At 33.4% G+C, this 22,574-nt stretch carries 21 protein-coding genes and 1 pseudogene; 12 read left to right on the top strand and 10 right to left on the bottom strand.

From position 1 onward, the window contains the following. The first annotated feature begins 6 nt into the window (after nucleotides 1-6). Entirely contained in the window at nucleotides 7-564 is a 558-nt protein-coding gene (locus AAFN75_RS12020) for a thioredoxin family protein (protein ID WP_411806546.1), read from the top strand. A gap of 39 nt (nucleotides 565-603) precedes the next feature. Here the strand turns inward: AAFN75_RS12020 and AAFN75_RS12015 are convergent, their stop codons facing one another. The 7 genes from AAFN75_RS12015 to AAFN75_RS11985 all read right to left on the bottom strand — a co-directional run bounded on the left by AAFN75_RS12015 (nucleotide 604) and on the right by AAFN75_RS11985 (nucleotide 5,865). Continuing rightward, nucleotides 604-1,089 (bottom strand): N-acetyltransferase family protein, encoded by a 486-nt coding sequence (locus AAFN75_RS12015; RefSeq protein ID WP_411806545.1) that lies wholly within the window; start codon nucleotides 1,087-1,089, stop codon nucleotides 604-606. Then, nucleotides 1,090-1,635 carry a YfiT family bacillithiol transferase gene (locus tag AAFN75_RS12010; protein WP_411806544.1) on the bottom strand — a complete coding sequence of 182 codons (546 nt, stop codon included), beginning with the start codon at nucleotides 1,633-1,635 and terminating at the stop codon, nucleotides 1,090-1,092. Between the two features lie 21 nt (nucleotides 1,636-1,656). After that, the gene (locus AAFN75_RS12005) at nucleotides 1,657-2,082 is read right to left on the bottom strand and encodes a hypothetical protein (RefSeq protein ID WP_411806543.1); all 426 of its coding nucleotides are present in this window, start codon (nucleotides 2,080-2,082) and stop codon (nucleotides 1,657-1,659) included. Nucleotides 2,083-2,210: 128 nt separating this feature from the next. Further along, on the bottom strand, nucleotides 2,211-3,143 hold the full coding sequence (locus AAFN75_RS12000; RefSeq protein WP_411806542.1) for a peptidylprolyl isomerase: 933 nt from the start codon (nucleotides 3,141-3,143) through the stop codon (nucleotides 2,211-2,213). Between the two features lie 184 nt (nucleotides 3,144-3,327). Beyond that, entirely contained in the window at nucleotides 3,328-4,230 is a 903-nt protein-coding gene (locus AAFN75_RS11995) for a TIGR01777 family oxidoreductase (protein WP_411806541.1), read from the bottom strand. Nucleotides 4,231-4,442: 212 nt separating this feature from the next. Next, entirely contained in the window at nucleotides 4,443-5,135 is a 693-nt protein-coding gene (gene mnmD, locus AAFN75_RS11990; protein WP_411806540.1) for a tRNA (5-methylaminomethyl-2-thiouridine)(34)-methyltransferase MnmD, read from the bottom strand. Between the two features lie 226 nt (nucleotides 5,136-5,361). After that, a complete protein-coding gene (locus AAFN75_RS11985; RefSeq protein WP_411806539.1) occupies nucleotides 5,362-5,865 on the bottom strand; it encodes a DUF4920 domain-containing protein in 504 nt (167 codons plus the stop codon). 94 nt (nucleotides 5,866-5,959) lie between these two features. Between AAFN75_RS11985 and AAFN75_RS11980 the strand changes: the two genes are divergently transcribed. Continuing rightward, entirely contained in the window at nucleotides 5,960-7,024 is a 1,065-nt protein-coding gene (locus tag AAFN75_RS11980) for a branched-chain amino acid aminotransferase (protein ID WP_411806538.1), read from the top strand. Between the two features lie 121 nt (nucleotides 7,025-7,145). Here AAFN75_RS11980 and map read toward each other — a convergent pair whose 3' ends face one another. Genes map through AAFN75_RS11965 form a run of 3 tightly spaced genes read right to left on the bottom strand, consistent with a single transcriptional unit; the run spans nucleotide 7,146 to nucleotide 11,380 of the window. After that, nucleotides 7,146-7,910, bottom strand: coding sequence for a type I methionyl aminopeptidase (gene map / locus AAFN75_RS11975; RefSeq protein WP_411806537.1), 765 nt, complete (start codon nucleotides 7,908-7,910; stop codon nucleotides 7,146-7,148). Nucleotides 7,911-7,921: 11 nt separating this feature from the next. Further along, complete coding sequence (locus AAFN75_RS11970) at nucleotides 7,922-10,936, bottom strand: ThuA domain-containing protein (RefSeq protein ID WP_411806536.1); 3,015 nt, start codon at nucleotides 10,934-10,936, stop codon at nucleotides 7,922-7,924. A 57-nt stretch (nucleotides 10,937-10,993) separates the two neighbouring features. Beyond that, nucleotides 10,994-11,380 (bottom strand): hypothetical protein, encoded by a 387-nt coding sequence (locus AAFN75_RS11965; RefSeq protein WP_411806535.1) that lies wholly within the window; start codon nucleotides 11,378-11,380, stop codon nucleotides 10,994-10,996. Nucleotides 11,381-12,068: 688 nt separating this feature from the next. Between AAFN75_RS11965 and AAFN75_RS11960 the strand changes: the two genes are divergently transcribed. The 10 genes and pseudogenes from AAFN75_RS11960 (at nucleotide 12,069) to AAFN75_RS11915 (ending at nucleotide 22,564) form a co-directional block, all read left to right on the top strand. Further along, nucleotides 12,069-13,394 carry a DUF5723 family protein gene (locus AAFN75_RS11960; RefSeq protein WP_411806534.1) on the top strand — a complete coding sequence of 442 codons (1,326 nt, stop codon included), beginning with the start codon at nucleotides 12,069-12,071 and terminating at the stop codon, nucleotides 13,392-13,394. A 581-nt stretch (nucleotides 13,395-13,975) separates the two neighbouring features. Next, nucleotides 13,976-15,025 carry an SRPBCC family protein gene (locus AAFN75_RS11955; protein WP_411806533.1) on the top strand — a complete coding sequence of 350 codons (1,050 nt, stop codon included), beginning with the start codon at nucleotides 13,976-13,978 and terminating at the stop codon, nucleotides 15,023-15,025. A 3-nt stretch (nucleotides 15,026-15,028) separates the two neighbouring features. Further along, nucleotides 15,029-15,394, top strand: a complete 366-nt coding sequence (crcB, locus tag AAFN75_RS11950) for a fluoride efflux transporter CrcB (RefSeq protein ID WP_411806532.1) — start codon at nucleotides 15,029-15,031, stop codon at nucleotides 15,392-15,394. 196 nt (nucleotides 15,395-15,590) lie between these two features. Then, complete coding sequence (locus AAFN75_RS11945) at nucleotides 15,591-17,321, top strand: helix-turn-helix domain-containing protein (RefSeq protein WP_411806531.1); 1,731 nt, start codon at nucleotides 15,591-15,593, stop codon at nucleotides 17,319-17,321. A gap of 105 nt (nucleotides 17,322-17,426) precedes the next feature. Continuing rightward, nucleotides 17,427-18,506 carry a serine hydrolase domain-containing protein gene (locus tag AAFN75_RS11940; protein ID WP_411806530.1) on the top strand — a complete coding sequence of 360 codons (1,080 nt, stop codon included), beginning with the start codon at nucleotides 17,427-17,429 and terminating at the stop codon, nucleotides 18,504-18,506. A gap of 21 nt (nucleotides 18,507-18,527) precedes the next feature. Then, entirely contained in the window at nucleotides 18,528-19,394 is an 867-nt protein-coding gene (locus AAFN75_RS11935; RefSeq protein ID WP_411806529.1) for an SDR family oxidoreductase, read from the top strand. Further along, nucleotides 19,391-20,010: pseudogene (locus AAFN75_RS11930) on the top strand (CatB-related O-acetyltransferase). The gene AAFN75_RS11935 and the pseudogene AAFN75_RS11930 overlap by 4 nt, the downstream one beginning before the upstream one ends. Nucleotides 20,011-20,187: 177 nt before the next feature. Beyond that, nucleotides 20,188-21,162, top strand: coding sequence for an alpha/beta fold hydrolase (locus AAFN75_RS11925; RefSeq protein WP_411806528.1), 975 nt, complete (start codon nucleotides 20,188-20,190; stop codon nucleotides 21,160-21,162). 120 nt (nucleotides 21,163-21,282) lie between these two features. After that, complete coding sequence (locus AAFN75_RS11920; RefSeq protein WP_411806527.1) at nucleotides 21,283-21,927, top strand: hypothetical protein; 645 nt, start codon at nucleotides 21,283-21,285, stop codon at nucleotides 21,925-21,927. A 31-nt stretch (nucleotides 21,928-21,958) separates the two neighbouring features. After that, nucleotides 21,959-22,564, top strand: coding sequence for a hypothetical protein (locus tag AAFN75_RS11915; protein ID WP_411806526.1), 606 nt, complete (start codon nucleotides 21,959-21,961; stop codon nucleotides 22,562-22,564). The last annotated feature ends 10 nt before the right edge of the window (nucleotides 22,565-22,574 follow it).

Raw genomic sequence — 22,574 nt, 5'->3', positions numbered from 1 at the left:
TTTAATATGTCCGATACACCTTCAAATATGCTTCCTTTACATACCGAAGCTCCAGATTTTTCTCTTTTCGATACCGTTTCTGGTTCTGTTTTAAACTTAAGTGAGTTAAAAGGCGAAACCGGAACTGTTATTATGTTTATATGCAACCACTGCCCTTTTGTTATTCATGTAAATTCTGAAATTGTTACTATTGCAAACGCTTACGCGGAAAAAGGCATAGAGTTTATAGCCATTTCTAGTAATGATGCTGTTAATTACCCACAAGATGCTCCAGATAAAATGACGATTCACGCTAAAAAAGAAAATTATCCATTTCCTTATTTACACGATGAAAACCAACAAATTGCAAAAGCCTATGATGCCGCATGCACGCCAGATTTCTATGTATTTAACGAACAATTAAAACTAACTTATAGAGGTCAGTTGGACGATTCTAGACCAGGAAATAACATTAAAGTTACGGGTAACCATTTACGCCATGCATTAGATTGTTTAATTGAAAATAAAGAAAACATGCAATTACAAAAACCGAGTATAGGTTGTAATATTAAATGGAAAAGTTAGAGCTAATTTCGAAACCTAAATATTAAACTTTTAGTAATATTACTCAAACTTTAATTGCCAAATCCCTATATGTTGCCATTCGCCAAATTTAAAACCTACTTCTTCTAAATGCGCAACCTGTTTAAAACCAAACTTCTCATGTAGTTTTATACTAGCCGCATTGGGTATGGTTAAAACACCTAGTACGGTATGAAACTTAGCTTGTTTTAAGAGTTTTAATAATTCTGCATAAAGTGTTGTCCCTATTTTTTTACCATGAGCATTTGGTTTTACATAAACCGTAGATTCTACCACATAATAATAGGCAGGTTTAGGTCTAAACTTACTACCATAAGCATAACCTATAATGGTCTTATCTTCCTCAAAAACTATTATAGGATATTCTGTATTAATAGTTTCTAATTTATGGGTAAATGCTTCTAGAGACAAGGCTTCGAGATCGAATGTTGCCGTGGTATTTAACACATAATAGTTATAAATATCTAGTAATTGTGGTGCATCATTTAAATGAAAAGCTCTTACCATTTACAACCAATCTTTTCGTTTCATTACATTTTCAATGTGTGCGTAATGATGGTTACTATGCCACGCATAAGCACCAATATTATTGCTTAAAAAGACTTCTTTATTAGTTTCAGGATGAATAAAGCATTTATTTAAATCGGCTTCAGATAATGTTTTTAATAAATACACCAACTTAAAATGAATGGCTCTTAAATGCTGTAACGACATGTCTATGGGAGCCAATTTAGAATCAAAAAGTTCTGCCCAACGGTCTTCAAAATAAGCTTTAATAACAGGTTTATCTTCTGTTAATGCCCATTTAAAACGCGTATAACTATGGTGATGACTGTCTGATAAATGATGAACAACTTGCCTAATAGTCCAACCTTCTGGTCTGTATTGGGTATCTAGTTGCTGGTCTGATAACTGTTTTACAAGATTTTCTAAACGATTAGGAAAATGTTCTAAAATAGAGATCCAACTCTCAATATGTTGTTTAGAAATGTTTGTTGGACAATCAAACTGCCCTATTGGATATTTAAGATTTTGCAATTCTTGTTTTGTCATAGAAACAAATATATAGAATTGCTAAGAAACTTCGGCAAGTCTTTTTTCAACAAAGTTTAGAGCTTCGTAAATGGAATTAAAATGCTTAATTTTTTTAGGAAAAAATAGTTTCTCAATCATGGTATTCAAAATCCCAGATCTGTTTTGAGACACCACGCAATAGGCTTTTAAATTATAGCTTTGTTTAAAAAACTTTAACCAATCCATAGCTTGAACCGAGTAAGAGTTTATTCTATTGGATATAAACACCAAATCGTCGCCTCTACTGCCCGTAGCAGAAAAAACATCTTTTACAATTTTTTGAGCATGCTCATCCCAACCAAAATCTACATCTTCCTTTACCTCCGAAACCACACAATTTTTAAAAATAAAGACATCTCCAAAAGAATAATTAAACTCTTTAAGCACTTCAGAATATAATTCGGTTTCCTTTATACTAACCATCATGTTAATTATAATTTAGCAGTAAAATAAGTTTTTTTAATGACACAAAGTTTCATTATTACCTAAAATAAAGAAAAAGCACCTTATATAAGATGCTTTTTCGATAACATGTAAAATACTTAAGTTATATTTTAGCTTACGCCCATTAACTCAACATCAAAAATTAAAGTAGCATCTGGTGGTATAACGCCTCCAGCACCTGCACTTCCGTAAGCTAAATGGCTAGGAATTACAAAACGTGCTTTATCGCCAACTTTTAATAATCCAATACCTTCATCCCATCCTGGAATTACTTGACCAACTCCTAAAGGAAAATCTATAGGAGAGTTACGTTTGTAAGACGAATCAAAAACAGTTCCGTCAGATAATTGACCTTTATAATGCACAGAAACCGTTTGTCCTTTTTCTGCCTTTACACCATCTCCTTTTTGAAGAATTTGGTAACGTAAACCACTTTCAGTTTTATCAAAACCAGCAGCTAACTTGTTTAATTCAGCTTCGGCAGCGGCTTTAACTTCTGCTTCTCTTTTTTCTCTAGACCCTTCAAAAGTTCTAAAAGCTTCAATTGGATTAAATGCCTCGGCATCTGCTCCTACTCTTACAATTTCTAAGCTATCAATTTTATCGCCTTGAGCAATAGCATCAACAACATCTTGCCCTGTAACAACTTTACCAAAAACAGTGTGCTTACCATCTAACCAAGCAGTTTCAACGTGAGTTATAAAAAACTGACTTCCGTTAGTTCCTGGTCCTGCATTAGCCATAGATAATACTCCTGGTCCGTCGTGTTTTAAATCTGGATGAAACTCATCGTCAAACTTATAACCTGGATTTCCTGCTCCAGACCCTTGTGGACATCCACCTTGAATCATAAAATCTGGAATAACTCTATGAAACTTTAAACCATCATAATATGGTGTTCCTTGAGGTTTAACCGAGTTTTCTAAGTTTCCTTCTGCTAAAGCTACAAAATGACCAACTGTTCCTGGTGTTTTTGTATACTCTAGGTTTACAAGAATTTCTCCTTTTGTAGTATTAAATTTTGCGTATATTCCGTCTTGCATTGTTCTAATTTTTAAGATGTGCAAAGATAGGAAAGTTAGTTAAAAGTTCTTACCAAAGGAATACAAGTTTTAGAAATGCTTAACATATCGCTTTCGCGGAAAGCATAGCGTACCAAAAACAAACTTCTTTACACTTGCGTTGTATGTTTTTAAAATGGATTAAATGAAAGATTACTACTGAAGCTTAAAGTAAATCTTGTAAAGCAGGCTCTAAATAATTGTACTTAAAAGAAAATCCTTTATTCACTATATTTTTAGAACTTACCCGCTGACTTTCAAATAATAATATATGCATTTCTCCTAAAACCAACTTCATTAAACCTTTTGGAATGTTAGGCATAAATAAAGGTCTAGATAAAACATTGGCAGCCGCTTTTGTTAACTCGGTATTAGAAACCGGGTTTGGAGCAACACCATTGTAAACACCAGGTAATTTATGTTCTAAAACATATAAAAACAGGTTAGCTAAATCTTGAATATGAATCCATGATTGCCATTGCTTACCAGAACCAAATGCCGAACCTACTCCTAGTTTTATAGGTTTAACCATTTCCTTGAGCGCGCCACCTTTGTTTGATAGCACAAGGCCAATCCGGATTTTAGAAACGGGAATATTAAGCGCTTCAAAGCCATCGATAGCTTGTTCCCAAACAGACACGACTTGCCCTAAAAAGGATGTGCTAATTTCGCTAGAAGATTGATCGTAATACTTTGTTAGCGAATCGGGATAAATACCAATAGCACTTGCCGAAACCACATGTTTAACAGTATGTTTTATGGATTTTAATGTACTTATTAATAAAGTTATAGTCTCTGTTCTACTAGAAAGAATTACTTTTTTATAACTAGACGTCCACCGTTTAGAAATAGTTGCTCCAGCTAAGTTTATTATAGCATCGACACCATCAAAACAATTGGCATCGATCTCTTTTGTTTTAGGATTCCAATAGAACCCTTTATAATTTTCTTTTTGGACAATTTTAGATTTGCTAGTTGTTAAATAGTTGACTTTTATCTCCTTTTCATGACAAAGCTTAACTATTTCACTACCAACTAAACCTGTAGCTCCTGTTATTAAAACGCGCATTTTTCTTTTTTTATTAAAGTTACAAAATGCATAATCAATGTACTAGCGTTTTATATAAGGTTTAACACATTTATAGGTGGAAGACGGAAGTTCGAAGTTGAAAGACCGAAGACTCGAGGCTAAAAAATCAAAACCCCAAAAACTTTTTGCTATAAACCGCTAACTAAATACTGCTTACTGTTGACTGTTGACTGAGGACTGCATACCGCAAACTACTTACTAGCCCTTAACATTTCGCGTTTTCCTGGAGGCCCGGGAAGTCTTTCTACTTTAAACCCTACAGCTTGCATGGCTCTACGCACGCTACCTTTGGCCGAATACGTTACTAAAACGCCCTTTGGCTTTAAGGCTTTAAACATGATTTCGAAAATATCTTCTGTCCATAATTCGGGTTGAACACGTGCACCAAAGGCATCAAAATAAATGATATTATACTCCTCAACATCCTTTATTTCCGAAAAAAATTGCTGCCGCTTGGTTAATGTAAAATCATCCATTATTTTATGAGCTTCTTCCCAAGTGGTGCTATGAAGCTTATTGAAAAGTATATCGCTGTTTTCGGTTTGTAAGGTTTTGGTATAATTAAGCGCATCGATTTCCTGAGGAGAAACTGGGTAAGCTTCCACGCCAGTATAATTTATATGTAAGCCTAGTTTTTGCGCTTCTATTAAGGTAATAAAAGCATTAAGCCCAGTACCAAAGCCAATTTCTAGAATACCTATAGTTTTAGATTCTGAATCTGTTTCTTTACTGCAATATAATGTATTGTAATGCTGTAACCCATGTTTAATAAATACATGATTAGCCTCTTGTATAGCGCCATGTATGGAATGGTATTGCTCGTTCCATTCTGGAATTTGTATGGTGGTCGAGCCATCGCCTGTTATTATTATTTCGCGTTTCATGGGGTTATAGTATTAATATTATAATTATATTTTTTAATACTCGCTTCTATTTTGATGTTTGCATGACCCAATGATAGCAAATAAATAGAACTGACAGGTTGAGCATAGGTTTTAGCAAAAGGTTGCGTTAGGGATTGTAATGAAAAGCCCACAGCCCGACGTAGGAGGTGCGAGGACTTGTAATGAAAAGCCCGACCCTTGTGGTAACGCCCAAAGTATTATTAGATTATTGCGCCACTAAAACGCCATCGGCCTCGAAGGAATATGTACGTTTTGGAGTGGTTATTGCGGCAATGTCTTGAGGTGATTTTCCAGCGTCTTCGGCGTAATGCCTTTGCTCATCTACAGACACCTCGGTTACAAATGCCTTTCCGTTTATTATAACTTGCTTACCCTTAATGTCTTTCGGCACAAAAAAACCGTAGTCTTTAAATTTAACCATGACCTCGTTTTCGTTGTCTAGATTTAAACGCATCCAACAGCCTTTGGCTTGACAAACATCGTTAACCGTTGCTATAATTTTAGAGTTAATACTATCGCCACTCTTCATGGTTTTATAATGTGCCGCCATAGAAGTTGCTGCAATAGCATCGTTAGGAATTATGGCTTCTCCGAATGATGCATATTCTACTTTTTCTTGTTTTACGGTATTTTTAACCTCTTCCTTGTTTTTATTATTGCAAGAAATTAACATTAAAACGCATATTATTACTAAAGAAATTGACTTCATAGAACAAATATTTCGATTTTATTGGATTTGTGTAAATATACCGCTTTTTTAAAAACGTTTTTCTTTAAATTTGTATTAACAAATAACTTGGAATATGAATTCTATAATCAACGACATCGAGATTATAAAGACTAAAACCTCGAAAATTAACGAGGTAGATTTTGACAACTTAAAGTTTGGAAGTGTTTTTTCTGACCATATGTTAGAATGCAATTTTAAAGACGGAAAATGGCAAGCGCCAAAAGTACTGCCTTACCAACCTATTGTGTTGGATCCATCGGCTAAAATTTTTCATTATGGGCAGTCTATTTTTGAAGGCATGAAGGCTTATAAAGATGTGGATGAAAATGTCTGGTTATTTAGACCATTGGATAATTTTAAGCGTTTGAATATTTCGGCTAAACGTTTGGCAATTCCAGAATTACCTGAAAACTATTTTATGGATGGTTTAAAGGCGCTTTTGGAGGTTGACCAAGAATGGATTCCTAAAAAAGATGGAAGCTCGCTATACATAAGACCATTTGTATTTGCTTCTGGTAATGGTTTTCATGCATCGCCTGCCGATGAGTATAAATTTATTATTTGTACTGCGCCTTCTGGGGCTTATTTTGCTGGTGAAGTTCGTGTATTAATTGAAGAAAAATACTCGCGTTCTGCTAATGGTGGAGTTGGTTTTGCTAAGGCTGGTGGTAACTATGCTGGTCAGTTTTACCCAACGCAATTGGCTATTGGTAAAGGTTACCAACAGGTAATTTGGACCGACGATAATACACACGAGTATATTGAAGAGGCTGGTGCGATGAATATTTTTATTCGCATTAACGATACTTTAATTACTGGACCTACAAGCGATAGAATTCTTGATGGTATTACTCGTAAAAGTATTATTGAACTTGCTAAAAAGGAAGGTATAAACGTTGAAGTTAGAAAAATAACGGTTAGCGAAGTGGTTGAGGCCGCCAAAAACGAATCATTAAAAGAAATGTTTGGAGCTGGTACTGCTGCTGTAATTTCTCCAATAGCCGGATTTGGTTATAAGGATGAAGATTATGAACTACCTAAGTTTGATGATACATATGCTAGTTTCTTGAAAAAGCGTATTACAGATATACAAACTAATAAAGCCGAAGATATTTTTGGATGGCGTTATAAGGTTTAACCTTTATAAGTTACATATAAAATAAGGGGCCTCTAAAATTAATATTTTAGAGGCTCTTTTTATTTCTAGTTTAGACTTTCTATTTACTATTAAACTCTATATTTTTTTCAGCCAGCCATTTTTAATTCCAAATCTCATTTGATTCAGTCAAAATCATAGGGTCTTTATCTGTAATTAATATTGTTTGCTCGTGCTGAGTTACATATCCACCTTTATTACCTACCAAAGTCCAACCATCGTTTAATTCCACTGCAACAGTCGATTTTGTAGAAATGAAAGTTTCTATTGCAACCGTTGTGTTTTTCCTAAACCTTTCATGATTTGTTTTAACTCTGTAATTTAAAATATTTTCTGGTGCTTCGTGTAGACTTCTTCCAACCCCATGTCCTGCTAAATTCTTTATGACTTTAAACCCTGACTTTTTTGCTTCAGTTTCAATTATTAGTCCAATGTCAGCTATTTTCACCCCTCCCTTTATGTTAGTGATAGCTTTTTTTAAAATGTCTTTAGAAGCATTTACAAGAGATTGATGGTTATATATGTCTTTTCCAAGAACAAAAGAACCTCCATTATCTGACCAAAAACCATTCAATTCGGCCGAAACATCAATATTTACTAAGTCGCCTTCTTTAAGTATTTTATATTCCGATGGAATTCCGTGAGCAACTTCTTCATTTACGCTTATGCAAGTATAACCAGGAAAATCATAAGTTTCATAAGGTGCCGATTTAGCTCCGCACCTTTTTAAAATCTCACCACCATATTCGTCCAAATCTTTGGTTGACATACCAACTTTGGCGTATTCTCTCATTAATTTTAGTGTCGTTCCAACAACTTCACTAATTTTTTTCATTCCGATTAACTCTGATTCTTTTGTTATCGACATTTCGTTTAATATTACTTTTCTCTTTTTAATCTTACAGATGTTGCTCCTACTAAAGGTCTTACTCCGTTTAAACCATTATCGGTATAACTTGCTTTAAGAACCAATACATTATCGTCTTTTGAAGTGCTTGGTGTTATACTACCTTCTTGAGGTAATGATTTTTTATCGCCACTATTTTTTACCAACGACATAATATACGTTGCTATTTGTCTTGTTTCATCGCTAGAAATACTTGGATGTATAGGCATCATAACTTCGCCCCAAACGCCACCGCCACCATTCACAATTTTATTTTGTAAATACGGAATAATTTTTTTCTGGCGTTTATATTTTTGAGCTACGGCCAAGTAACTTGGCCCTATTGATGCTTCTTTTTCTTTGTGGCAGGCTTTGCAATCCATGGCTTGAGTTAAGGCTTTGCCTGTAATTTCGGCAGAGACTTCTTGATGTCCAAGTGCTACATTAGCTTCGTCCAAGCCTTCTAAATAATCAACCGACACAAAAATATTATCAGGGTTAATATCTGTATTGCCATCGGGATCGGTTACTGTTACTTTATACTTTATAGGTTTCCCTGAGGTAAAGGTTGATGTGTTTCCATCCAACAAATCGATATTAACTACAGGTGTTGAATTTCCTGCAACTATTGAAGATAAATTGGTATGCGTTATGCCGCCTTTATCATCCTTAACATCTAAAGCAACATTGTACTCACCAATATTGTTGTAAGTATAAGTTATTTCAGGCTCTGTGGTTTCTTTGGTTTCCCCATTACCTAAATCCCACAAAAAAGTTATACTATCACCATCGCGATCTATAGCTTTGGCTTTAGCTGTAACGGTTAACGGTATGGTTCCTGAATTTTTATTGACGGTAACGTTTTCAATTACTGGCGGTCTGTTGCCCGCATTATAAGCAATATAACCTAAAGACGAATTAAGGTTATGGCTATACCACCCGCTTCCATACTCTAAAATATAAAGTCTTCCATTTGGACCAAGTTCCATATCCATTGCCGAATTAATTTCCACATGTGGAGCAAAAGGTTCCATTTTATTAAAGCTACCATCTTCAAAATTGGTAATAGCCATCATCCAACCACGTACCCAATCGAATACAATAACTTTACCGTCGTAGTACTTTGGTAATCCGCCACCGTTAGGATACAAATCTGAATAATAGGTTGGACCAGCCATAGCATTTCGCCCACCGGTACCTAATTGCGGAAAATCGCCAGACTTAGCATAAGGGTAATACACAAAAGCAGGCATAGCCTCTGGTAATATTTTAAGTCCTGTATTGTTTCTAGAATCGTTTACGGGTTTACTAGGATTAAAGGTAATACCACTTTCTCCGGTTTCATAATCATAATCCACATACGGAATGTTATTCGCTATAAACAGCGGCCATCCAAAATTACCCGCTTTTTGAGCTTGCCCAAACTCATCGTAACCTTTTGGTCCACGATTTTTAAAATCGTCTTTTCTAGAGTCTGGACCTACTTCGCCCCAATATAAATAGCCTTTTTTAGGATCTATGGAAATACGGTATGGATTACGGTGTCCCATGGTATAAATTTCTGGCTTTGTTTTTTCAGTGCCTTCAGCAAACAAATTGCCTTCTGGAATACTATAACTACCGTCTTCATTCACTTTAATTCTTAAAATTTTACCTCTTAAATCGTTTGTGTTTCCAGATGAACGCCTGGCATCATATTGTTCATGCCCTGGTATATCGTTTAATGGCGCATAGCCACTACTTACGTATTCTACATTTTTCTCGTTAAAAGGTGTTGTATTATCTCCGGTTGAAAGATATAGTAATCCATTAGCATCAAATGCAATAGAACCTCCTGTATGGCAACAAATTTCTCTATCTGAATTGACGTCTAAAATAACTTGCTCTGATGCCATATCAAATACATCATCCTTAAACTTAAATCGAGATAAGCGGTTTACCCATGCATCACCTGTTGGGCTATAATACACGTAAATCCAATTATTGGTAGCGTAATTAGGGTCTTTCTGCAAACCCAAAACACCTTCTTCTGCGTTTACTTTAGGTGTGTTTAATGTTTTATGGTAAACATCTAAAGTGGCAACATCAATTAATTCTTTAGTTGCATCCTTGTATAATTTAATTCCTCCTCTACGTTCTGCAACAAGTACATCGTTATTTGGTAAAACTGTCATTTCTGTAGGTTCAAAAAAATCACCTTCTTTCAACGTTACTTTCGAAAAACGATCGGCATCTGGAGGGATTTGAGTCGTAGATTTGCTATAATCTAGATTTTCATTTTTCCCGATTGCATATTGAATACCTCCTAAAATATGCTTTAAGAAATCTGGTTCTTCAAAACTTTCAGCAGTATGCCCTCCACCAGTGTAAAATGCACGTCCACCATCATAATCATGATACCAAGCAATAGGATGAAAATCGCCATTTTCTCCACCTTTATAAGACGACTCATCCAGCGTTAATAGTACATTAACATCTGGGTTCATGTTTTTGTAGTTATACAATTCATCGGTTCTATGCCAAATAGTATCTTTTAAATGCTTGTTTGCTATAAAATTTTTATCTTTTACAATAAAATCGGCTTCTGGAGTGCCTCGTGGATGACTTAAAAATTGAGCGCCCGCTAATTTTGTATACCAACCCCAATCGTATTCCGTATCGGTTGCTGCATGAATACCAACGTAACCTCCACCTGCTTGAATGTATCGCTCGAAGGCTGCTTCTTGTTTATTATTTAAAACATTTCCTGTAGTACTTAAAAATATAATGGCACTATAGTTTTTTAGATTATCGTCGGTAAATAAATCGGCATTTTTTGTGGTATCTACATCAAAACCACTTTCTAAGCCTAGTTTATTAATGGCCGCTATTCCTGCTGGAATTGATTTGTGTTTGTAACCCGAAGTTTTTGAAAACACTAATACTTTTGCTACACCATCTCTTTTATTACTGCAACTGCTAATAATAAAACCGAATACAATAATTAAAACAACAACAATTTTTTTCATTTAAAATATATTTATATTCATTAATAACTTTATTTCAACTTATAAGTTTAGTAAAAATTATTTATCTAAAATAGCTTTTATATTTGGTTTAAAGTAATTTGGTCCTTTTAATACTTTTCCATCTTCGCGATAAATAGGTTCGCCATTTTCACCTAATTTACTCATATTACTACGTTGTATTTCCTCAAAAACTTCTTCTATTTTATACTGCATACCATGTTCTATAATGGTGCCACATAAAATGTAAAGCATATCGCCTAGAGCATCGGCAACCTCAACTAGATCATTATTATTTGCGGCATCAAAGTATTCTTCATTTTCTTCTTTCATTAGCTTGAAACGCAAGGTGTTTTTGTCTATCCCTAAATCGGCCTTAGGGGTTTCTCTGTGCCCTATTTTAAAAGCGGTATGAAATGCTTTTACATCTTCGATTTTATTTTTCATAAATAATTTTAATTTTTCATTTCCGTAAAGATGAAAATCTCATCCTGTTTTCATTAAATTTGCATAAAAGTAACCATATGTTTAGTAAAGGTCAAATCATTTTCGGAATTATATTCTTCATAGCGTTCGCTATTGTTATTGCCTACACTTACCGAAAGGACTTTAAACTACATAAGCGTTTTTATAGTGGTAGTATTTGGGTTTTAGTTGCCTTTATTGGTTTTATATTAATGATTTCGGCTATAAAGTTTTTCTTTAAATAGACCTTTTCTACCTGTTTAAATACTATTCATCGATTATATTATTAGTTGAAAAACATTTTGTTTTAAATTAAAAATCTCCCTTAGATTATTTTTTAGCATAGGTGGTTTCGCCTCCTATTTTTTTGTGTATGCTAAACTTAATAATCTTAATTATGAAACAACTTTTACTTTCTAAACATTTTCAATTTTTTCGAAACATAAACTTAATATTAAATTCACTCTATTTACCTTAAATTCTTTTAGCTTACCGAAATAACTAAAGTGAAATTCAAAACGATTTTATTATTTCCACGCTCTATTAAAAACACAAACACACTATTATTCAGCACATTAAAACATTCTTAAACAAAATCCCTCATGTAGCGGTTTTCTATTTTAATATTTATTGTATGTTTGAAAGCTATAATTAACCAAACCAATTAAAAATGAAAAAACTAAATTTAAATCTTTTAGTATTATTAATTTTAACTATTCCAAACCTAGTTAAAGCCCAAAGTTATGTTGGGCATTCCGTAGACAATTATTCAGGTGTACACGGATTAATTTCAAACCCATCTAATGTAGTAGACTCTAGAGTTAAAACCGATGTAAACTTGTTTTCTGCAAGTGTTTTTGGCGGAAGTGACTACTTCGGAATAAATGTAGGCGATGTAATTAAATCTGATGGCGGTTTCGATTTTGAAGCTGATGCTGAAAAGTTTCCATCTAATGCCAACAATTTCTTTTTAAATGCCGATATATTAGGCCCTTCGTTTATGTTTAACCTTACTCCAAAAAGCAGTATTGGTATGGTAAGCAGAGTTCGAGCCTTTTTTAATATTAATAATATTAGTGGAGAACTTTATGAAAACCTAGCCGATAATTTTGATACCGACGAAGATTTTATTTTTGACTCCCAAAACCTAACAGGAACCATACATGCTTGGGCCGAAGTAGGCTTAGTATATGGTCGTGTATTTATGGATAAAGAACAAAACTTCCTAAAAGGTGGTGTAACTTTAAAATACCTGCAAGGTGCAGGAGGCGTATTTATAAACAGTCCTAGCTTTACGGGTAATTACAACGCTAATGACGAAACCCTTACTACAACAGGATCCTTACAATATGGTATAAGTCAAGACTTTGATAATGACGATATTGAATTTAACAATTTAACTTCAGGTTTTGGAGCAGATGTAGGATTTACTTATGAATTTAGACCTAGCGTAGATTTAGATTCAGTATCAAGAAAGGATAACAAATACAAATTAAAGATTGGGCTTTCTATAACAGATATAGGTTCTATAGATTATAAAGAAAGTGTTGTAACCACTTATGATTTAAATGCTACAGCAGATGCATCAGATTACGATGAGGATACTGAAGATTTTTTAGATAATAATTACACAAGCACCGAAGAAACTATTGCTCAAAAAATAAACCTACCTACCGCGTTTCACTTTTTAGCAGATTATAACATTAACAATAAACTTTATGTGAGCTTACAAACCAACTTATCGTTAGTAAAGAAAAACACAGCAAGTGGTAATAACATTATTAATTCTGTAACCATAGCGCCTCGTTTAGAAACCAAATGGTTTAGCATCTATTCACCGGTAAGCTTTAGGCAATATGGAGATTTTGCTTGGGGTGGTGGCATAAGATTAGGACCATTAATGGTTGGTTCTGGATCAATACTATCTAATCTACTTTCCGACACTACAAAAACCACAGATGTTTATTTAGGTTTAAAAATTCCTATATACCAATAAACTAAAACATTATAAATATTTAAAATCCCCTTTAATGGGGATTTTTTTGTTTCTAGATTAAACTTAGTTAGAGTTTCAATAACCTATAAAATGACAGCAATAAAACCGATTATAAAAAAAATGTGTTTTTTACACGCAACCTTTTAAAGTTATTAGCATCTAGTAATTACTAAACCATACTAAAATGAATATTATATTAATTATTAGTGCTCTAATTGTTTTTAACGTCATCTTATTAGTTTTTAGTGTAAATAAAAAAACGGAGCCTTAATTACCCTTTTTTATCGATGATTTTTTTTATGTTTTTGCGATGTATTTTAAGCATGCATTCTTAAACGTTATAAATATCTTTTTAAAACTTTATTATTTACTTGTTTTAAATATAATTCTATTATTTTTTTAGTGTTAATAAATACCGTAAACACTAATTTAAACCAGGTAGTTTTTTTAGCATCATGTATTTATTTTAGCCTTAGTACATCAATTATTAAACGAAATAAAACCTTAAACCAGCAATCCATCTATCGGCTTTATTTAGTCATTTTTCTTAAAATTCTTTTAAGTAGTAAAAATCATTATATTTGATTATTAAAATCTCTCAAATAATTAATATGAAGGCTGCTAAATACATTTTATTTTTACTACTAATTGCTATAATTGGTTTAGCCATTTATATTGCTGTACAGCCTAATAATTTTGAAGTTTCACGAACAAGAACTATTAATGCTCCTGCAGCAGTAATTTATAATAACGTTATAGATTTTAAAAATTGGGAAGCTTGGTCGTCTTGGGCAGAAGCAGATTCAGAAATGACCATTACACTTGCCGAACAAACCAAAGGTGTTAATGGCGCTTACTCTTGGGAAGACAAAGATGGCATTGGAACCATGAAAACTACAGAAACCCTACCAAACAAATCGATACAACAAGAAATGCAATTTGCAGATTTTCCTGCATCGGATATTTCGTGGCTTTTTAAGCCTAACCAAAATGGATCTACCGATGTTACTTGGACTATAACCGGCAAAGATTTACCTTTTAGGTTTAAAGCCTTCGCAACTTTTACGGGCGGTATGGAAAAACAAATTGCACCTCATTACGAGCGTAGTTTAGAAAAACTAGATAGCATTGTACAAGAAAGCATGAAGGTTTACACCATTAATATTGATGATATAACCGAGTATGGTGGCGGATTTTACTTGTATAAAACCACATCGGCTACCAAAACGAACATAAGCCGAGTAATAGGTAAACAATTTGGCGAAATTATGAGTTACATGTCTCAAAACCATATTGTTGCTAATGGTATGCCGTTTACCATTTATAATGAAATGAATACCGAAAACGGTAGTGTAATAATGAGTAACGCTATACCTGTAAGAGACCGTGTAATTGTAAACGACACCAGTGAGGTGTTATGCGGCTATATACCAAAAACAACGGTTTTAAAAACAACATTAAAAGGAAATTACTCAAACTTACCAGAAGCTTGGACATCTACAATGGAGTATTTGGCTGCAAAAAACCTTGAACAGTCAGATTTAAAACCTTTTGAAATTTATGCCAACGATCCTGGTGAATTTCCTAATCCGGCCGATTGGATTACAGAAATTTATATCCCAATAAAATAACATATGAAACACATTTTATTGGTTTTTTTAGGTGGTGGTTTTGGTAGTAGTTTACGTTACATTATTGGCAAATACCTAAACAACCCCGAAACAGGAATTCCTTATGGCACTTTTGCGGCTAATATTTTAGGAAGCTTATTAATTGGCATTATTTTAGGTTTAGCGGCAAAAAACAATGCCCTATCTCAAAGCCATACATTATTGTTAGCCACAGGTTTTTGCGGTGGCTTTACAACCTTTTCTACCTTTGCTTACGAAAACCATGTATTTCTAAAATCTGGAGATTTTACAAGTTTTGCTGTGTATACTATTGCTAGTTTTGTTATAGGCTTTTTGGCGGTATTTGCAGGAATGTATTTGGTTAAATAAACACTTGACTTTATAAAAAATTTCGACTAACTTCGTTTAACGTCGGATATAAAGCATTAAAACGATTTCATATCCGTAAAAACATTGCCAATAATGCGAGAGTAAGTAAGCGTAAATAACAACAAGTAATATATTCTACGAAATTCTGTAAAATTTGAATTATCAAAAGTCCATAGCAGTCCTTCCTTTCGTCAATATGAGCAGTGATATTGATAACGAATATTTTTGCGATGGAATTACTGAAGAGATTATAAATGCACTTACAAAAGTTGACCAACTAAAAGTTATCGCAAGAACCTCATCTTTTGCCTTTAAAGGTAAGGACATTGATATTAGGGAAATTGGTAAACAATTAAACGTAAACACAATACTTGAAGGGAGTATAAAGAAATCTAACGATAAGGTTAGAATAACTGCGCAATTGATAGATGTTAGTGATGGTATACATTATTGGTCTAAAAAATATGATAGAGATCTGGTAAACATTTTCGATTTAGAAGATGAAATAAGTTTAGCAATTGCTGACGAAGTAAGAAACAATTTTGGGCATTTTGAAGTGCAAGATCATTTAATAAAACAACCCACAAATAATATTGAAGCTTACCAATTGTTTTTAAAAGGACGTTCATTACAATTAAAATGGACACCCGAAAGCATAAAAGAGGCTATTACATTTTACAACCAAGCCATTGCGCTAGATAAGAATTATGCAAAAGCATATTATGCCAATTTGCAATGCTATGGCTTATTGGCAATGTGGGGGTATATGCCTTATAAAGAAGCAATGGATTTAGCAATTAGTAATTTGTTGATCGCCAAAGAAATAGACACCTCTTTACCAGAATATCCATTATCTTTTGTAGGTAAGTTTTTCTGGGAAGAATGGGATTTTAAAAATGCTTACCTACATATAAACAAAGTCTTAGAGATAAACCCAAATCACATAGATGGTTTAGAGGCGATGGCAGAATTATGTATTGCGCTCGGTTTTTTTAATATAGCGTTACAATATGCCAACAAATTATTAGAGGTAGATCCGCTTTCGGCGAACAATCATTACACCTTAGCTCATATTTACTACTACCAACGTCAATTTGATAAAGCATTAAAAGCAATCAACTACGCGTTAACGTTGAACTCTCACCTAGAATTGGCACATCATTTAAAATGCTTTTGTTTAATATGGCTTAACAAAAAGCATGAGTTTATTACTCATATTCAAAACTCTACACTCATCGAAGAAAAAGAAATGCTGTTTAACCTTATCAATGATAATGCAATTACAGTTCCGCAACAAATTATTGATAAATGGAATATAAATAGCCATAATCAAACGATGCTAGTACCCTATGATGCATTTATTTTAAGCAACTCAAATCATAGCGATAAAGGGTTTTTACGTTTAAAGGAAATGATTAATCACAGACGAGGTCAAGTCATCAACTTTAGGCAAGAACCTTTTTTTAAACGCTTGCAAAATTTCGATGGATTTTTTGAATTGCATCAGTCAAATTTAGTTGTAGAAGATGTGAAACCCCTTCAACAAGCGCAAGAAGAACCATCTTCAATTCTATTGGATAACCAACAAATAGAAGGCCTTAAGGTAAAACTGCTCTCTTATTTTAAGGAAGACGAACCGTATTTAAATCCGCAATTAACATTAAAATTTGTAGCAAATGTTTTAGGGTTAAATACAAATAAAATGTCTTATTTAGTTAACCAAGCATTTGATGTTAATTTCAATGACTTTGTCAATTCGTATCGTTTAAATCATTTTAAAAACATAGCTTTAGATCCTAATAATGCACACCTAACCATTCTTGGATTGGCTTATGATAGTGGCTTTAATTCTAAAAGTGTATTTAATACCTACTTCAAAAAAACAGAGGGCATTACTCCTAAAGCTTGGTTAAAAACCAATTCGTAGCAAATCTTATTCAGTTCGTTTCATATTATAATTCAGAACGATTGCTTTAGTTATCTGATGAATCTTTGCATCATCATTTAATTAATAATCAAAAAACGAACAGTTATGACAACTTTACACAAAACTTTAGTAGCATTTATGGTAACTACCATAATACTTTTTACATCTTGTTCAACAGATGATGACAACAACGCACAACCAAACAATTACACAACGGTTGAAAATTTACTAACTGAAATTGATTTTCAAGGGTACGCCATTGTAACCAAAAACGGAAACGATTTAGTGAGACAAGGATTTAGACTAGCAAACCAAACCACAGCTTTGGCACAAGATTACAATCTTGATTATCGCATCGGGTCAGTGAGCAAAACATTAACCGCAGCTGGCATTGTCCAATTAAAACGTGATGGCTTAATCAATAGTTTTAATCAAACTTTAGATGAATTTGACCCTGAATTTCCAAACGGTAGTCAAATTAGTATTGCACAATTATTATCGCATCATTCGGGTATTCCAAATTATCAACTTATCGTAGAGGAGGCTTACAATCAAGGAGAAACTTTGGATGAAGAAGATATATATGAAGTAATCAAAGAATTAGTTACTGAAAATGGTCTCGATTTTACACCAGGTTCAAGTAAACAATACAGCAACTCAAACTTTCTTATTGCTGCTTTATTAATTCAAGAAGTATCTCAAATGTCTTACCACGACTATATTCAACAAAAAATACTTACACCTTTACAAATGACGGCTACTTATAAAGGCACAAATATAGTAGATGAAAATACACACGCTCAAGGCTATTTAAATGGTAGTGCGAATAGCACCTATCCAATGACAATCGCTTTTGGTGCAGGCGATTTTAGTAGTACCCCAAAAGATATGGAAACTTGGGTAAATGCAGTAAAAAACAGTTGGTTTTCAGAGGCTGAAAAAGCCGAAATATTTACTCAAAACGTACCAAGCGGTTATACCGATTTTGGCTTGGGTTGGTTTACCACCCAAGAAGGAAATACAGCAATGTATTGGCACGGTGGTGATATTAATGGCTATTGGAGTATGATTGGTTTTATTCCGGAATTTGATGCTACAATTGTACTATTAAGCAATCAACAAGACGATACAGGTATGCAACGCAATACCATTATTGAGCAATTATTAACAAATGAGTTTAATTAAAATCATAGTAAACTTATAGTAATGAAACATACCAACATATTATTAGCAGGAGCTACAGGGTATTTGGGTAGTTATTTGTTGAAAGCATTAATCGAAAATAAAAATCAAGTTCTTGCCATTGTACGAAATCCAAAAAAACTAAAAAATGATAATGAAAATTTTTTAGAGGTTAAACAAGCTAAAGTCACAAAACCTGATACCCTAAAGGATATCTGTAAAGGTATTCATACCGTAATTTCTACCGTAGGTATTACCAGACAAAAAGATGGACTTACCTATATGGATGTCGATTATCAAGCCAATATGAATTTACTTGAAGAAGCTAAAAAAGCAGATGCAAAGCATTTTGTTTATGTTTCCGCCATCAACGGAGACAAATACCGACACCTGAAAATTTTTGAAGCCAAAGAAAAATTTGTCGATGCCTTAAAAGCTTCAGGGCTGAACTATACCATAGTGCGGCCGAATGGATTTTTCTCGGATATGAAAGATTTTTTGCACATGGCTAAATCGGGTCGGGTCTATTTGTTTGGATCAGGTCATCAAAAATTTAACCCAATTCACGGTAAAGATTTGGCAACATTTATTGTGGACAATGTAGAGGAAACCAATAAAGAATTAACCATAGGAGGTCCCGATGTGTTAAGTCTGAATGAAATTAGTGAATTAGCTTTAAATACATTGAACAAACCCATAAAAATCATTCATTTACCAGATTGGATGCGAAAACTAACTATTAGGAGTTTAAGAACATTTACCTCTGTTAAAACCTATGGTCCTATTGAGTTTTTTCTAACCTTAATGGCAGAAGATAATATTGCACCAACGTATGGCCATTATTATTTAAAAGACTATTTTAGGAAAGAAGCTAATAAACTAGAAATATGAACATTCCAGATCCAAATACCGTTTTTCCATTAGCAGACTACAATAAGCTTTGTTTTCTAAAAAACATCATTAAGAATCCGAATATTATCGTGGGTGATTTTACCTATTACGATGATGTTGAAGATGTGTCTAACTTTGAAAAGAACGTCAAATACCATTTCGATTTTATAGGAGACAAACTCATTATTGGGAAATTTTGTATGATTGCTTCAGACGCTACATTTATTATGAATGGAGGTAATCATTTAGCCAAAGCCACATCTGGTTACCCATTTGCCATTTTTGGTGGTGCTTGGCAAGATGCTATGAAAGGCAAAACCTATCCAACAAAAGGAGATACTATAATTGGTAATGATGTATGGATTGGTCACGATGCTACTATTATGCCTGGTGTTCACATTGGTGATGGTGCTATTATTGCAACAAAAGCGGTGGTTACAAAAGATGTAGAACCTTATACCATTTTTGGAGGTAATCCTGCGAAACCCATCCAAAAAAACGTTTTTCTGAAGCTACCATTTCAAAGCTATTACAGTTAAAATGGTGGGATTGGGATATTAAAAAAATCACTAAAAACGTAGAAAAACTTACGTCTCATCCTGAAGCATTGCTTTAAGATAAAACCCTAAGAACTAATAAAAGGCTTAACTCTAAAATGTTAAGCCTTTTTTATGCCACTTTGTTCTGTTTGTAAAAAATACACATAGCACTCAATAGGTGCTAAATTATAATCTAAAACGATGGAAACTACTTTTCAAATCATCTTTGTCCTAGTAACGTAAAAACAATTAAAATGACTATTAAATCTACTTTATTAATATTTCTAAGTGTATTTATGTATAACATGAATGCGCAAAATATAGAAAAGGAACCTCAAAAAATAGATACATCCTACTTTGTAAAAATTGGAGGTATCGACCAATACATTAGTCTTAAAGGTATAAAGGATAAACCAATAGTATTGTATTTACACGGTGGTCCAGGAGCAGCGGCATCTGCTCATAGCGAAAAAATAACAGCATCATTAGAACAGGATTTTTTAGTGATGCATTGGGATCAAAGAGGTGCAGGGAAAACCTTAAAGCAAAATGGCTTAAAAAAAAGTCCAACATTAGCATTAATGCAATCAGATGCTGAAGAGTTGCTCGCTTATATTTTAAAGACGTTTCATCGTCAACAAATTATTTTAGTGGCAAATTCTTGGGGTACTTCGTTAGCTTTTCATTTATCAGAAACACATCCTGACAATATTTCAACATTGGTGGTCATAAGTCCAATCATAAATCTTTTGTCAAGTCAAAAAAGTCTGAATAAAACGCTTATTAGTCACTTCAGAAAAACTAAAAACCAAGAAGCGATTGAGCAGTTAAAAGCTATTAATATACCATATCATAATGCAAAGGATATGGCTATTCAATTCAAATGGCTAACTGAGTTTCAAAGACAACCAATTAGTGATAATGCCTTTAGCCAATACTTAGCGTTTTTTGAGCAATGGTACACTCAATGGGGTTTATTGTATAACCAACTTTATGAGATAAACAAACTAAAAAATAAACCTTTAATACCATGTAGAACGATTATTTTTTATGGAGATAAAGACTATACAGCTAATTATAAGTTATCCGAAAAATTCTTTAAAAGGCTAAAAGCTAAAGAAAAGGAAATTTATAGGTTTAAAGATGTAGGTCATCAAATACCAATGGAAGCATCCAATAGTATGCAAGAGCTACTTCTTAAAGTTCTGCTTAAAGGAAATTACAATTAAATAAAACTATAAGTAAAAAGGTTTGAAATCATAATTCAGGACGATAGACCTTCATTTCTGATACATCTTTGCATTATCAAATTATAAATCAAAAAACGAACTACTAAATACTTAATAAAAATGAAAAAACTATTCATCATCGGCTTAACATTTTTTACACTAAATGTTTTTGCACAAAACAACACAGAACCATCAAAACACAGTGACACGGATTTAAAATACAGAGTTAGCTTTCCTGCTATTATACTAGGAAATATTGGTAAAGGAGGAGAAAGAACCAATACCCAACATTTTGAGTTGCACATAAAAAAAGAATTAGATGCTAAAAATATTGTTGGAATTAAGTTGGCTACTTGGCGTTTATTTCAGCCTATGGGTATCCAGTGGTGGGATGGACTTACAGACAAAATAGATACGGAAACTGAATTTTATCCTGGTTATTTACGCGAAACAGGTATAGGAATATCCTATCAACGTATGCTTTGGAAAGGCTTATTTGCCTCAGTAGAAGTGTTACCACAATACAAAACCTATTTAGACCTTGACAATAAAAAAATAGCAAACGGTTTTAAGCTTTACAATTCGTTCCATCTTGGTTATCATTTTGCATTTGGTAAGAATAAACGCTTTTTTATCGAACCTCAGGTTCATTCTCAATTTTGGGTTTTTGACACCAATACACCTGATGCATTTAAACAATTAGATAATAGATGGAAAAACTATTTCCTTTTTGAGCCCAACCTTTATATAGGTATAAAATTTTAAAAAATTTAAATCAATCAAAAAACGAACAATTATGAAATCAATTAAAACACAAATCCGATTAAAAATGACATTTATGGTGTTAATCCTAATGTCAACATTAAGCTTTGCACAAAACAATTCAACATTCGATTCAACCTCAAAACGCGATGGTTTTATTTTTGAGTTTAGTCTTGGAGGTGGAGTTATAAGTATAGAAGATAGCGAAGGACTTCAAACCTTTGATAAATCTCAAGGAGCCATCAGTTTTCCTGAATTAAAATTTGGTTATATGCTCAACGATAAGTTAGCATTAACGTTATCTATGCCAGGAAATATATACGAATTTCAGGATAATGATAGACATTTTGGCGGTTTTATTCCCTCTGTGCAATACTGGGTGAAAGACCGTTGGTGGATTCATGGCGGTGTTGGTTTAGCTATAGATTCACCAGCACTTTACGACATTAAAGACAATGTTAATGACGATTGGAATTTTGGATGTGCAGTTATGGCAAGCACTGGCTACGCGATTTATAAAAAGAACAACTTTGCACTGAATGTACAATCTAAATTGATGATGGGTAGAGCGTTTTTAAAAGGTGATGCACATAGAGATGCCGTAACCTTTAATATTGGTCTAGGCTTTAGTTGGTTTTAAAAATAAAACT

The sequence above is a fragment of the Algibacter sp. AS12 genome, from assembly GCF_046736315.1.
Lineage (GTDB): Bacteria > Bacteroidota > Bacteroidia > Flavobacteriales > Flavobacteriaceae > Algibacter_B > Algibacter_B amylolyticus.
This window is presented reverse-complemented; position numbering and strand designations above follow the sequence as displayed.